General features: G+C 71.4%; 11 protein-coding genes. 8 read left to right on the top strand and 3 right to left on the bottom strand.

Going from position 1 to position 12,676, the window contains the following annotated elements:
* Nucleotides 1–95 precede the first annotated feature (95 nt).
* Complete coding sequence (bcp, locus tag AC07AZ_RS15235) at nt 96–563, bottom strand: thioredoxin-dependent thiol peroxidase (RefSeq protein ID WP_478847674.1); 468 nt, start codon at nt 561–563, stop codon at nt 96–98.
* A gap of 139 nt (nt 564–702) precedes the next feature.
* Here bcp and AC07AZ_RS15230 point away from each other — a divergent pair, with 139 nt between their 5' ends.
* Nucleotides 703–1,035: a DUF3618 domain-containing protein gene (locus tag AC07AZ_RS15230; RefSeq protein WP_478847672.1), complete on the top strand. Its 333-nt coding sequence runs from the start codon at nt 703–705 to the stop codon at nt 1,033–1,035.
* Between the two features lie 97 nt (nt 1,036–1,132).
* Entirely contained in the window at nt 1,133–1,435 is a 303-nt protein-coding gene (locus AC07AZ_RS15225) for a GroES family chaperonin (RefSeq protein ID WP_478847834.1), read from the top strand.
* 216 nt (nt 1,436–1,651) lie between these two features.
* On the opposite strand, the gene AC07AZ_RS15220 is transcribed toward AC07AZ_RS15225, so the two are convergent.
* A complete protein-coding gene (locus AC07AZ_RS15220) occupies nt 1,652–4,096 on the bottom strand; it encodes a transglycosylase domain-containing protein (protein WP_478847670.1) in 2,445 nt (814 codons plus the stop codon).
* 207 nt (nt 4,097–4,303) lie between these two features.
* Here AC07AZ_RS15220 and AC07AZ_RS15215 point away from each other — a divergent pair, with 207 nt between their 5' ends.
* From AC07AZ_RS15215 to AC07AZ_RS15200, 4 genes are all read left to right on the top strand, one after another.
* On the top strand, nt 4,304–5,110 hold the full coding sequence (locus AC07AZ_RS15215) for an ABC transporter permease (RefSeq protein WP_478847667.1): 807 nt from the start codon (nt 4,304–4,306) through the stop codon (nt 5,108–5,110).
* A 133-nt stretch (nt 5,111–5,243) separates the two neighbouring features.
* A complete protein-coding gene (locus tag AC07AZ_RS15210; RefSeq protein ID WP_478847832.1) occupies nt 5,244–6,008 on the top strand; it encodes an ABC transporter permease in 765 nt (254 codons plus the stop codon).
* Nucleotides 6,009–6,022: 14 nt separating this feature from the next.
* Nucleotides 6,023–7,084 (top strand): ABC transporter ATP-binding protein, encoded by a 1,062-nt coding sequence (locus AC07AZ_RS15205; RefSeq protein ID WP_478847665.1) that lies wholly within the window; start codon nt 6,023–6,025, stop codon nt 7,082–7,084.
* Between the two features lie 33 nt (nt 7,085–7,117).
* The gene (locus AC07AZ_RS15200; RefSeq protein WP_478847663.1) at nt 7,118–7,801 is read left to right on the top strand and encodes a DUF1707 SHOCT-like domain-containing protein; all 684 of its coding nucleotides are present in this window, start codon (nt 7,118–7,120) and stop codon (nt 7,799–7,801) included.
* A 121-nt stretch (nt 7,802–7,922) separates the two neighbouring features.
* On the opposite strand, the gene AC07AZ_RS15195 is transcribed toward AC07AZ_RS15200, so the two are convergent.
* Entirely contained in the window at nt 7,923–9,290 is a 1,368-nt protein-coding gene (locus tag AC07AZ_RS15195; protein ID WP_478847662.1) for an SGNH/GDSL hydrolase family protein, read from the bottom strand.
* A gap of 158 nt (nt 9,291–9,448) precedes the next feature.
* Between AC07AZ_RS15195 and AC07AZ_RS15190 the strand changes: the two genes are divergently transcribed.
* Both AC07AZ_RS15190 and AC07AZ_RS15185 read left to right on the top strand, forming a co-directional pair.
* Nucleotides 9,449–10,816: a DUF445 domain-containing protein gene (locus AC07AZ_RS15190; protein WP_478847660.1), complete on the top strand. Its 1,368-nt coding sequence runs from the start codon at nt 9,449–9,451 to the stop codon at nt 10,814–10,816.
* Nucleotides 10,817–10,989: 173 nt separating this feature from the next.
* Nucleotides 10,990–12,534, top strand: coding sequence for an MFS transporter (locus tag AC07AZ_RS15185; protein ID WP_478847658.1), 1,545 nt, complete (start codon nt 10,990–10,992; stop codon nt 12,532–12,534).
* Nucleotides 12,535–12,676: the final 142 nt, after the last annotated feature.

Below are 12,676 nucleotides of genomic sequence, written 5' to 3'. Positions count from 1 at the left end.
TAACGAACGGGGCGTCGGGCCGTCACGGCCGGAACGGGAAGCGGCCCGCGCCAGGTCGTTCAGGCGTGGGCCGCTCGGTCTGGTGGAGGTCGGGCTCAGATGCCCAGGTCCTTGATGATCTTCGCCACGTGGCCTGTCGCGCGGACGTTGTACAGGGCCCGGTCGACCTTGCCGTCCTCGTCGACGATGACCGTGGAGCGGATGACGCCCATGTAGGTCTTGCCGTAGTTCTTCTTCTCGCCGTACGCGCCGTACGCCTCGGTGGCCGTCTTGTCGGGGTCCGCGAGGAGGGTGATCCGCAGCGACTCCTTGTCGCGGAACCTCGCGAGCTTCTCCGGCTTGTCGGGGGAGATGCCGATGACGTCGTAGCCCGCGCCGGCCAGCAGTTCCAGGTTGTCCGTGAAGTCGCACGCCTGCTTCGTGCAGCCGGGGGTCAGGGCCGCCGGGTAGAAGTAGACGATGACCTTGCGGCCCTTGTGGTCGGCCAGCGAGACCTCGTTGCCGTCGGCGTCGGGGAGGGTGAAGGCGGGGGCCGTGTCCCCGGGCTGGAGTCGCTCCGTCATCGGTCCTGGTCTCCTTGTGCGTGCAAAGGCAAAAGAACGGGTGCCGCCCCGAGCCTAACCGGGGGTCCTGACAGTGCGCTCGGGCCGCGAGCTGACAGACTGTCCGCACCAAGCATCAGCAGACTTCGGAGGCCGTACGGTGGCGGACACGTCGGACACGAGAACCCCGGCGCAGATCGAGGCGGACATCAGGCGCCGCCGCGAGCTGCTGGCTGAGACGCTCGACGAGATCGGGGTGCGGGTGCACCCGAAGACGATCGTCGGGGACGCCCGAGCCCGGGTCGTCGCCAACATCGACCACACGCTGGGGCGGGCCTACGTCGGCGTGAACCGCGTCGTGAGCGACGTCAAGGGCCAGTTCGTGGACGAGCAGGGCGCGCCGCGGCTGGAGCGGGTGGTGCCGGTCGCCGCGCTCGCGGTGATCGGGGTGGTGGGCCTGCTTGCCCTGGGAACCCGCCGCCGTCGGCGATGACCCGGCGGCGCCCTTGTCGGGCCGGGGCGGGTAAGTTCGACGCGTGAGCGTCAACAGGAACGATTCCAGCCCCCAGCACGACAAGCTGCCCATCCGGATGTTGCACGACCGTGTGCTCGTGCGGCAGGAGACCGGTGAGGGCGAGCGGCGTTCGGGCGGTGGCATCCTGATCCCGGCCACGGCGGCGGTCGGCCGCCGGCTGGCCTGGGCCGTGGTCGTCGCCGTGGGTCAGAACGTGCGGACCGTGGAGCCGGGAGACCGGGTGCTGTACGACCCGGAGGACCGGGCCGAGGTAGAGGTGCGGGGCATCGCGTACGTGCTCATGCGTGAGCGTGATCTGCACGCCGTGGCCGCGGACCGGTTCGAGGGGTCCGAGGACTCGACGGGGCTGTATCTGTAGCCACGGGCTGTGCCTGTGGATCGATGGCGTGAGGGGCGGGTGACCATGGTCACCGGCCCCTCACGCTGTTGTTTTGCATGGTGGTGCCGGGTGAGCCGGTGACCGCCGCCCGGATCTTCTTCGTGTCGCTGCCGCTGGTCGCCGTGGTGGGGCTGAGGGCGGCCTCGGGTCACTGACCCGGCCGGCCGGGGCGGCGAACGCCCCGGCCGGGGCCGGTCAGCGTCGTCTCGTCGCGCTGCTCAGCGGACCCGCCACGGTGCCGGCCGTGGTGCCGGTGGTCCCGCCCGTGTCGCCGCCGCCGGTGCCGTTCGTGGTGCCGCCGTTCGTGGTGCCGCCGTCGGTCGTCGTCCCGCCGGTGGTGCCGGTGGTGGTGCCGCCGTCGGTCGTGGTGCCGCCCGTGGTGCCGCCGGTCGTCGTCCCGCCGGTGGTGGGGGTGCCGGTCGTGCCGCCCGTGGTGGGCGTGGCGCCGGTGGTGCCGCCGGTGGTGGTGCCGCCGGTCTGTCCCTGCGTCTGGCCCCGGGTGTTCTGGCCGCCGGTGGTGGCGCCGGTCGTGCCGTTCTCGTCCTGGTCGCCGGTGCCGGGGGCGGTCGCCTCGTCGCTGGGGGCCTCCTGGACCTCGTCGGCGCCGGGCTGGAGCCGGAGGTCGAACTCGCCGACGGGCTTGCCCTTCAGGGCGTCCTTGGTGAACTGCGCCCAGATCTGGGCGGGCGCCCCGCCGCCGTTGACGCGTTGCAGGCCCATCGCGCCGTACAGCGGTTTGTGGGCGGCGGTGACGGGGTCCTGGCCCATGACGGAGACGACGGTGGCGAGTTCGGGGGTGTAGCCGGCGAACCAGGCGGCCGTGTCCTTCTCGGCGGTGCCGGTCTTGCCGGCGGCGGGACGGCCCGCGGCCTGGGCGGCGGTGGCGGTGCCGTTCTCGACGACGCTCTGCAGGACCGAGGTGGTGGTGTCGGCGGCCTCGCGGCTGACGGCCTGGTCGGTCTTGTAGGCGGGCAGCACGGCGGCGCTGCGGCCCTCCTTGGTGATCTTGTCGACCATGCGGTACATGCCGCGCCGGCCGTGGTTGGCGAGGGTCGCGTACGCCTCCGCCATCTCCAGGGCGCTGGCGGTGGAGGGGCCGAGCGCGATGGACGGGGACGCGGTCAGGTCGGGGGTGTCGCCCGGGATGCCGAGGTCGATGGCGGTCTGCTTGACCTTGTCGGAGCCGACGTCGACGGCCATCTGCGCGTACACCGAGTTGACGGACTTGTCGGTGGCCTCGCGCACGGTGAGGTCGCCGTAGGAGACCTGGTCCTCGTTCTCGGGGGCGTAGGTGCCGCCGGCCCAGCCCTCGACGGGGCGCTTGTTGGTGCCGTCGTAGACCGTGTTGGGTGTGATGGGGCGGCCGTCCTGCGTCTCGGAGTCGTTCGCGACGGCCGAGGTGAACACGAACGGCTTGAAGGTGGAGCCGACCTGGAAGTCGCCGCGGGTGGCGCCGTTGGTGAACTGCTTGACGAAGTCGATGCCGCCGTACATGGCGACGACCTTGCCGGTCCTGGGGTCGACGGAGGCGCCGCCGGCCCGGACGTAGGTGTCGACCTTGCGGTTCTTCTTGTCGAGCTTGGAGATCACCTGGTCGTCGACGGCCTTGACGAAGGCGTTCTGCTTGCTCTTCTGCAGGGTGGTGGTGATGCGGTAGCCGCCCGCCTCCAGCTCGTCCGTGGTGACGATCTTGTTCTTGACGAGGTACTCGTTGACCGCCTCGACGGCGTAGCCGCGCTGCCCGGACTTGCCGGTGGAGAGGGTCTGTTCCCTCGGCATCGGGAACTTCAGGCCGGTGCGCGCCGACGCGCTGAGCCAGCCCTTCTTGACCATGCCGTCCAGGACGTAGTTCCAGCGGGCGAGGGCCGCCGGCTTGTTCTCCGGGTGGGCGACGACGTCGTACTCGCTGGGCGCGTTGACCAGCGCGGCGAGGTAGGCGGCGCGGGCCGGGTCGAGCGCGGAGGCGTCGACGCCGTAGTAGGCCTGGGCGGCGGCCTGGATGCCGTAGGCGCTGCGGCCGAAGTAGCTGGTGTTGAGGTAGCCCTCGAGGATGCGGTCCTTGCTCTCGGTGCGGTCGAGCTTGATGGAGATGAAGAACTCCTTCACCTTGCGGGTGACGGTCTGTTCCTGCGCGAGGTAGTAGTTCTTCACGTACTGCTGGGTGATCGTGGAGCCGGACTGTCTGCCCTTGCCGGTGGCGGTGTTCCAGCCGGCCCGCAGCATCGCCTTGGGGTCGATCGCGGACTCGGTGTAGAAGTCGCGGTCCTCGGCGGCCAGTACGGCGTGCTGGGCGTCCTTGGAGATCTGGGGGAGGGAGACGTTCTCCCGGTTGACCTCGCCGTCGCGGGCGAGCTGGCTGCCGTCCGCGTAGAGGTAGACGTTGCTCTGCTTGGTGGCGAAGGCGTTGGCGGACGGGATCTGCACCATGGAGTAGCCGAGGAAGAACAGTCCGGCGAGCACCGCGATGCCGAGGACGAATGTGCCGAGCACCATGCGCCAGGTCGGGACGAGCCGGCGCCAGCCGGTGCGCCTGGGCCGCTTCGGCTTGGCGGGCGGTGTGCCCGCGGGCTCTGCGGCCGCTTGCGGCTCTCTCGGTGCCCAGCCCTGGTTCGGCTGCTGCGGCTGCGGCTCGTCACTCATGTCGTGCACGGACTCCTGTTTCGCGTCGTACGTTCCCGTACGACCTCGTTCGCGTTCTGCGCCCTCTGTTGAAGACTCTCGCACCACGCGTTCCGTTCCCGGATTCCGGCACGCATCCGGGCGGAAAACCCGTGGCACGCCTCGCCACCTGGGGGCTAGGCTCCTGCGCTTCGGTGCCGGAACGGCTGTGCGTGGGTGAGGGGGGCTGTGGGTGTGGGCTCGGTCCGGTTGTACGCGGCCGTCGCGGCGGGGGGTTTCCGACGGTACGCGACGTATCGGGTGGCCACCGCGGCCGGGGTGTTCACCAACACCGTCTTCGGTCTGATCCTGGTGTACACGTATCTGGCGCTGTGGGACGAGCGGCCGCATCTGGGCGGCTACGACCAGGCGCAGGCGGTCACCTACGTGTGGCTGGGGCAGGCGCTGTTCGCGGCGCTGGCCATCCAGGGCGGCGGCATCGAGAACGAGCTGATGGAACGCGTCCGCACCGGTGAGATCGCGATCGACCTGTACCGGCCGGCCGATCTCCAGCTGTGGTTCCTCGCCGCCGACCTGGGCCGTTCGGTGTTCCAGTTGCTGGGCCGGGGGGTGATCCCCTTCGTCTTCGGGGCGTTCTTCTTCCCGGTGGCGCTGCCGCGCGATCCGCTGGTGTGGCTGGCGTTCCTGGTCGCGGTGCTTCTGGGGGCGGTCGTCAGTTTCGCGATCCGCTACCTGGTGGCGCTGAGCGGGTTCTGGCTGCTGGACGGCACGGGCATGCTGCAACTGCTCATGGTCACGGGGCTGTTCTGCTCGGGGATGACGCTGCCGCTGAACGTGTTTCCCGGGGGGCTCGGCGAGGTCGTGCGGGCGCTGCCGTGGTCGGCGCTGCTGCAGCTGCCCGCGGACGTCCTGATGGGTGAGGCCGATCCGCTGCGGACCTTCGCCTTCCAGGCGGGGTGGGCGGTGGCGCTGCTCGGGGCCGGGCGGCTGGTGCAGGCGGCGGCGACCCGGCGGGTGGTGGTCCAGGGTGGGTGAGGCCGGGGCGGACGAGGTGGTGCGGGCCGGGGCGGTGGCCGGGGCGGACGGTCCGGTGCGGGCCGGGGATGAACGGGTGTCCCGGGCCGGCGCGGTGGCCGAGGGGATACGCGCCTACCGGCTGATCGCGGGGATGTGGATCCGCTCCACGATGACCTACCGTGCCTCCTTCGCGATGACCGTGCTCGGCAACCTGCTGGTGACCGGGCTCGACTTCGTGGCGATCCTGCTGATGTTCTCCCGGGTCGGCTCGCTGGGCGGCTACTCGCTGCCCGAGGTGGCCCTGCTGTACGGCCTGTCCGTGACGTCCTTCGGGTTCGCCGACCTGGTGGTCGGCTCGGCGGGACGGCTGGGTACGCGGGTGCGGGACGGCTCGCTCGACACGCTGCTGGTGCGGCCCGCGCCGGTGCTCGCGCAGGTCGCGGCGGACCGTTTCGCGCTGCGCCGGGCCGCCCGCATGGTGCAGGGGGCGCTGGTCCTGGGCTGGGCGCTGGCCGCCGCCGACGTCCACTGGAGCGTGCCGAAGGCGCTGCTGCTGCCGGTGACGCTGGTCAGCGGCGCGGCGATCTTCTCCGCGCTGTTCGTGGTGGGCGCGGCCTTCCAGTTCGTGGCGCAGGACGCCGCCGAGGTGCAGGCGGCGTTCACCTACGGCGGTACGACGCTGTTGCAGTACCCGCCGACGGTGTTCGGGAAGGACCTGGTGCGGGCGGTGACCTTCGTGCTGCCGCTGGCGTTCGTCAAATGGCTTCCGGTGTCCTACCTGTTGGGGCGGCCGTATCCGCTCCGGCTGCCGGACTGGGTCGCGTTCGCGCCGCCGCTGGTGGCGGTGGGGTGCTGTGTGCTGGCCGGGGCGGCCTGGCGGGCCGGCCTGCGGTCCTACCGGAGTACGGGAAGCTGAGGGGACGGGGACTCGTGGACGAGGTCGTGGACGGTGCGTTCATCGAAGTGGACGGTGTCGAGAAGGTTTTCGACGTCCGCCGGAAGACGGGCTTCCTGCGGAGCGAGCGGCGGCGGGTGCGGGCGGTCGACTCGATCTCCTTCACGGTGGCGCGCGGTGAGATGGTCGGCTACATCGGGCCGAACGGCGCGGGCAAGTCCACCACCATCAAGATGCTCACCGGGATCCTGACGCCGAGCGGCGGCCGCATGCGGGTGGCGGGCATCGACCCGTCCCGGGAGCGCCTGCGTCTCGCGCACCGGATCGGGGTGGTGTTCGGGCAGCGCACGACGCTGTGGTGGGACCTGCCGCTGATCGACTCGTACCGGCTGATGCACCGCATGTACCGCATTCCCGAGGGCCGTTACCGGGAGAACCTCGACCGGTGCGTCGAACTCCTGGAGTTGGGGGACCTGTTGGAGGTGCCGGTGCGGCAGCTGTCACTGGGGCAGCGGATGCGCGGCGACATCGCGGCGGCCCTGCTGCACGACCCGGAGGTGCTGTACCTCGACGAGCCGACGATCGGGCTCGACGTGATCTCCAAGGCCGCGGTGCGCGACTTCCTGCGGGAGCTGAACGCCGAGCGCGGCACGACGGTGCTGCTGACCACGCACGACCTCCAGGACATCGAGCAGTTGTGCTCGCGGGTGATGGTCATCGACCACGGGCGGCTCATGTACGACGGTCCGCTCACCGGCCTGCACGAGGTGGGGGAGAGCGAGCGGACCCTGGTGGTGGACCTGGAGCGGGAGTTGCCACCGATCGAGGTGCCGCCGGCGCGGGTCGTACGGGTGGAGGGGCCCCGGCAGTGGCTGGCGTTCCCGGCGGCGGAGTCGGCGGCGGCGCTGGTGGCGAGGGTCGCCGCCGGGTATCCGCTGCTGGACCTCTCGGTGCGGGAGCCGGACATCGAGGCGGTGATCGCCAGGATGTACGCGGAGTCGAAGCCGGAGCCGCCCGAACCGTCGGCGTCCCCTGCGTCCCCGGCGTCTTCGGCGTCTTCGGCGTCCCCGGCGTCTTCGGAGGAATCCGTGTCGTAGCCGCGGGCCGGGTGAACTCGTAGGCTGCTGTGCATGACCGACGACCTTCCGGAGCTCCGCGCGTCCGACGCCGATCGTGAACGAGTCACCGAGGTCCTGCGGGACGCCCTCGCGGAGGGGCGGCTCGACATGGCGGAGTTCGAGGAACGGCTCGACGCGACGTACCGGGCGCGCACCTACGGGGAGCTGACGCCGATCACCCGGGACCTGCCGACCGCCCACGCCTCTCCGGTGTCGATGACCAAGGAGGTCGCGGGGCAGGGGAGTTGGGCGCGGCGGATCGTCGGCGGCGAGGGGTCCTCGACCTGGGCCGTGGCGGTGATGTCGGGGTTCCAGCGGCGGGGGCGCTGGACCGTGCCGAGGCGGTTCACGTCGTTCGCGTTCTGGGGCGGCGGTGAGATCGACCTGCGGGAGGCGAACTTCGCCGACCGGGAGGTCGTGATCAACTGCATCGCGATCATGGGCGGCGTCCAGATCACCGTGCCGCCCGGCGTCGAGGTCGTCGTCCACGGCGTCGGCGTCATGGGCGGCTTCGACCAGCGCGAGGCGGGCACGGCGGGTGATCCGGGGGCGCCCCGGGTGGTCGTGACCGGGTTCGCCTTCTGGGGCGGGGTCGGGATCGAACGCAAGGTCCCGCGGTCCGAGCGGCAGCGGCTCAAGGAGGAGCGGCGGCGCGAACGCCTGGAGAACCGGAACTCCCGCGGCGAACCGCACTGACCTCACGGCCGGCCGGTCTGCCTGCCTGCCTGGCGCGGGGCCGCCTCCGTGCGTCCGGCCTGCCTGCGCGGGGCCGCCTTCGGTCGGCCGGCCGGCCGATCGGAAGACCGCCGCCCCGCCTCTACAGCTTCGCCGGGACCGTCCCCTTGAGGGCGGCGAGGTCGAACTCCTCGGCCATCCGCCGGTAGCCCTCGTCGCTGGGGTGGAGGTGGTCGCCCGAGTCGTAGTCGGAGCGGAGCCGGCGCGGGTCGTAGGGGTCGCGCAGGGCCCGGTCGAAGTCGACGACGGCGTCGTAGACCCGGCCCGCGCGGATCTCGGCGTTGATCCGCTGCCGTACGGCGTCGCGGGCCGGGGTGTAGCCGTGGTGGCCGTAGAACGGCATCAGGGTGGCGCCGACCACCCGCAGCCCGCGGGCGTGGGCCTGGCCGACGAGGGTGCGCAGGCCGGTGAGGACCCGGTCGGGGTCGGCGAGCCGCGGGTTGCGCAGGATGTCGTTGACGCCGAGGTCGATGACGACGGCCCGGACGTTGGTCCGGCCGAGCACGTCCCGGGAGAAACGGCCGAGGCCGCTCTCGTTGCCGGGGACGGGGGCGCCCGCGCGAGTCCCCGCGTAGGCCAGGCCGGTGCCGTCCGCGAGGACCTGGTTGCCGCTGATGCCCTGGTTGACGACGCTGTAGCGCGGCACGTCCCCGCCGCCCGCCACGGCTGTGCGCAGCCGCTGCGAAAGGACGTCGGTCCAGCGGCTGTTGGCGTTCTCGGTGGAGGTGATGCCGTCGGTGAGCGAGTCGCCGAGGACCACGACCGTGCCGTCCGACGCGTCGCTGAGCACGTCCAGCGCGGTCAGGTAGCGCCAGTACTCGCTCCGCCCGGTGTACGCGGTCGCGGTGAGGTCCTCGGTGCGGTCGCCGGTGGCCACGTAGGAGATCTGGCGGGCGTGCGGGTGGTAGGTGACCGGGCCGGAGGGGACCGGCGAGTACGTGGTGACCAGGACGTCGGCGCCGCCCGGGACGCTCAGGGCGACGGCGTCGCTCAGGACCTGCCGGCCCGCCGGGACGACGACGGCGGGGCTGCCGCCGAAGGTCAGGCGCCGCATGCTGTCCGTCGTCGCGGCCGCGGTGCCGGTGCCGGCGGCCACGGCGATCGAGGCGTGGCTGATCGTGAGCGGTGAGCGGCCGTAGAGATTGGACAGTGTGACGCGGGCACTCGTACCACCGACGGCCGCGTGCACGACGTTGCGCACCGAGCGGCCGGCCATCCCGTCGGTGTCGGTGCCGGGTTCGCCGCCCGCCGGGGAGGCGGACCAGGCGCCGACCCAGGCCCCGGCGGAGGCGGGGGCGGCCGGGTTGTGCGGGGCCCTGACCCCGGCGAGGGTGTGCGTGCCGGCGCCGGTGCCGTCGTCGGCGGCGACCGAGACGTATATCGCGGCGGACAGGGCCACGATCGCGGCGACGATCGCGGAAAGCAGGGCATAACCGTGACGCCGGGTCATGCGGGTGCGTGTCTCCTCGGGCGAAGGGGAGCCGCGGGCTCCGATGTGATCACCCCATGATGCGTCATGGGGCGGGCGGGAGGTGAACGAGGCAGCTCCCCGCCCGGAGAGACGCCGGGAACTCCCGACCCGTTCCGACAGTCGGTCAGGAAGGGACAATGTGTGCAGGAGATCACGAACGGGTGGAGCGAATGGACCGTACGACATCTGAACCGACGGGCGCCCCGCAAGGACCGGCCGTCCCCGCGCCCGCCGCCCGCACGATGACGACGTTCAGCGCGGCCGACCGGGAGAAGCAGCGCGGGGTGCGCCGCATGAAACTCACCGCGACCGGCCTGCTGCTGTTCGTGGCGGTCGTGTACGTCCTCGCCAAGTGGGCGTCGGACTCGGGCGCCGGCGCCTGGGCGGACTACGTCGCCGCGGCCGCCGAGGCCGGCATGGTCGGCGCGCTGGCCGACTGGTTCGCGGTCACCGCCCTCTTCCGTCACCCCCTCGGCCTGCCCATTCCGCACACCGCGATCATCCCCACCAAGAAGGACCAGCTGGGCGTCTCGCTCGGTGAGTTCGTCGGCGAGAACTTCCTCTCCGAGGACGTCGTACGGCAGCGGCTGCGCGCCGTCGGCATAGGCAGCCGGCTCGGCGCCTGGCTCGCCGACCCGGAGCACGCCGACCGGGTGACGGCGGAGCTGTCCGCGGCGCTGCGGGGCGCCCTGACCGTGCTCCGCGACGCGGACGTGCAGGCGGTGGTCGGCGAGGCCATCACCCGGCGCGCCGACGCCCAGGAGATCGCGCCCGGCATGGGCAAGATGCTGGAGAAGATCGTCGCCGACGGCGGCCACAACCGGTTCGTCGACCTGGTCGTCACCCGCGCGCACGACTGGCTGGTACTGCACAGCGACTCCGTGATGGACGCCGTGCAGGGCGGGGCGCCCGGCTGGACCCCGAAGTTCGTCGACAAGCGGGTCGGCGAGCGGGTCTACAAGGAGCTGCTGCGCTTTGTCACCGAGATGCGCGACATGCCCTCCCATCCGGCGCGCGGCGCCCTGGACCGCTTCCTCGGCGACTTCGCCTCCGACCTCCAGTCCGACACCGACACCCGCGCGCGCGTCGAGCGGCTCAAGGGCGAGGTGCTGGGGCGCGGCGAGGTCCAGGACCTCATCGCGTCCGCCTGGACGGCCGTACGATCCATGATCGTCTCGGCGGCCGAGGACGAGCGCAGCGAGCTCAGGCTGCGCGTGCGGGCCTCGCTGCTGTCGCTGGGTGCCCGGATGGCTGCCGACCCGAAGGTGCAGGGCAAGGTCGACCGGTGGGTGGAGGGCGCCGCGGTGTACGTGGTCACCACCTACCGCAAGGAGATCACCTCCCTGATCACGGACACGGTGGCCGGCTGGGACGCCGAGCACACCACGAAGAAGATCGAGGCGAACATCGGCCGCGACCTGCAGTTCATCCGGATCAACGGCACGGTGGTGGGTTCCCTCGCGGGCCTGGCGATCTACGCGCTGTCGCGGGCGCTGGGGGCGTGAGGCGCGGTCGCGGGGGCGGGGGCCCGGGCCGGGGGGTGCGGTGGCCGTGGCGTGAGGTGGGGTGGCCGGTGGCCCGTGGTCCGTGGCCCGTGGTCGGGGGCTTACACCGGCCCGGGCGTAAAGCGGCAGGAGACGGGCATGCGGAGGTGGTTCGCTCGACGAGGAGGGAGCCCATGTCCAGCGCCACTGCCACGGCCGGACCAGGCCGCACCATCACCACCGCCATACCTGCCCGCCTCGACCGCCTCCCGTGGTCGCGCTGGCACTGGACGATCGTCATCGGTCTGGGCACCGTGTGGATTCTCGACGGCCTGGAAGTCACGGTCGTCGGCAACATCTCCTCCCGGCTCTCGGAGCCGGGCAGCGGTCTGTCGATCACGTCCGCGCAGATCACCGGTATCGCGGCCGCCCTGTACGTGGCCGGTGCCTGCGTAGGCGCGCTCTTCTGGGGCCGCATGACCGACCGCTTCGGCCGCAAGAAGCTGTTCATGATCACCCTGGCGGTGTATCTGGCGGCCACCGCCCTGACCGCCGTGTCGTTCTCGCCCTGGTGGTTCTTCCTGTTCCGCTTCTTCACCGGCTTCGGCATCGGCGGTGAGTACGCGGCGATCAACTCCGCGATCGACGAGCTCATCCCCGCGTTCTACCGCGGCCGCGTCGACCTCATCATCAACGGCAGCTTCTGGATCGGCGCCGTCGGCGGCTCGCTGCTGTCGATCGTCGCGCTGAACACCGACATCTTCGCGAAGAACGTCGGCTGGCGGCTGACGTTCGCGCTGGGCGTGGTGCTCGGCGCGGTCATTCTCGTCGTACGACGGCACGTCCCGGAGAGTCCACGCTGGCTGCTGATCCACGGCAGGGAACGCGAGGCGGAGGACATCGTCGCCTCGATCGAGCGCAAGGTCGAGGCCGAGAAGGGCGAGCCGCTGCCGGAGCCCGAGGGCGAGATCAGCATCCAGCAGCGCGAGAGCGTCGGCTTCGGCGAGATCGCCCGCACGGTCTTCGCGACCTACCGCAAGCGCAGCGTCCTCGGCTTCTCCCTCTTCATCGGGCAGGCGTTCCTCTACAACGCGATCACCTTCGGCTTCGGCGCGATCCTGACCACGTTCTTCGACGTGCCGACCGGCAACACCGGCTACTACTTCGCCGTCATCGCGGTCGGCAACTTCTTCGGCCCGCTGCTGCTCGGCAAGCTGTTCGACACGGTCGGCCGCCGGGTCATGATCTCCTCGACGTACCTGCTGTCGGGCGTGCTGCTCTTCGGCACGGCCTGGCTGTTCGACCGGGGTTCGCTGACCGCGACCACACTCACGGCCTGCTGGTGCGTGGTGCTGTTCTTCGCCTCGGCGGGCGCCTCCAGCGCCTACCTGACCGTCTCCGAGATCTTCCCGATGGAGACGCGGGCGATGTCCATCGCCTTCTTCTACGCCATCGGCACCGCCGCCGGTGGCATCACCGGCCCGCTGGTCTTCGCCGACCTCACCCAGTCCGGCGTGGTCGGGGACACGGTCCTCGCCTTCCAGATCGGCGCCGGCCTGATGTGCGCGGCGGGCATCGTCGCCGCGTTCCTCGCGGTCAACGCCGAGCGCCGCTCGCTGGAGGACATCGCCAAGCCGCTGACGGCGGTGGCGCCGGCCTCGGGCACGGCGAAGGCCAAGGCGTCGGGCATGTCGGATGCGTCGGGGGAGTCGGGCGCGTCCGGGTCGTCTCCGGCTTAGCGGTCACTCGTGGAGCGGGGGGGGGGGGGGGGGGGGGGGGGGGGGGGGGGGGGGTGGGTTGTGCTTGTGTTGTTTTTTTTTTTTTCGGTGCAAGTGCAGAAGCGATTGCCAGACGCGTGGGTGGGGCTATCAACAACAGTAG

Source organism: Streptomyces sp. NPDC043878 (assembly GCF_056435735.1).
This window is presented reverse-complemented; position numbering and strand designations above follow the sequence as displayed.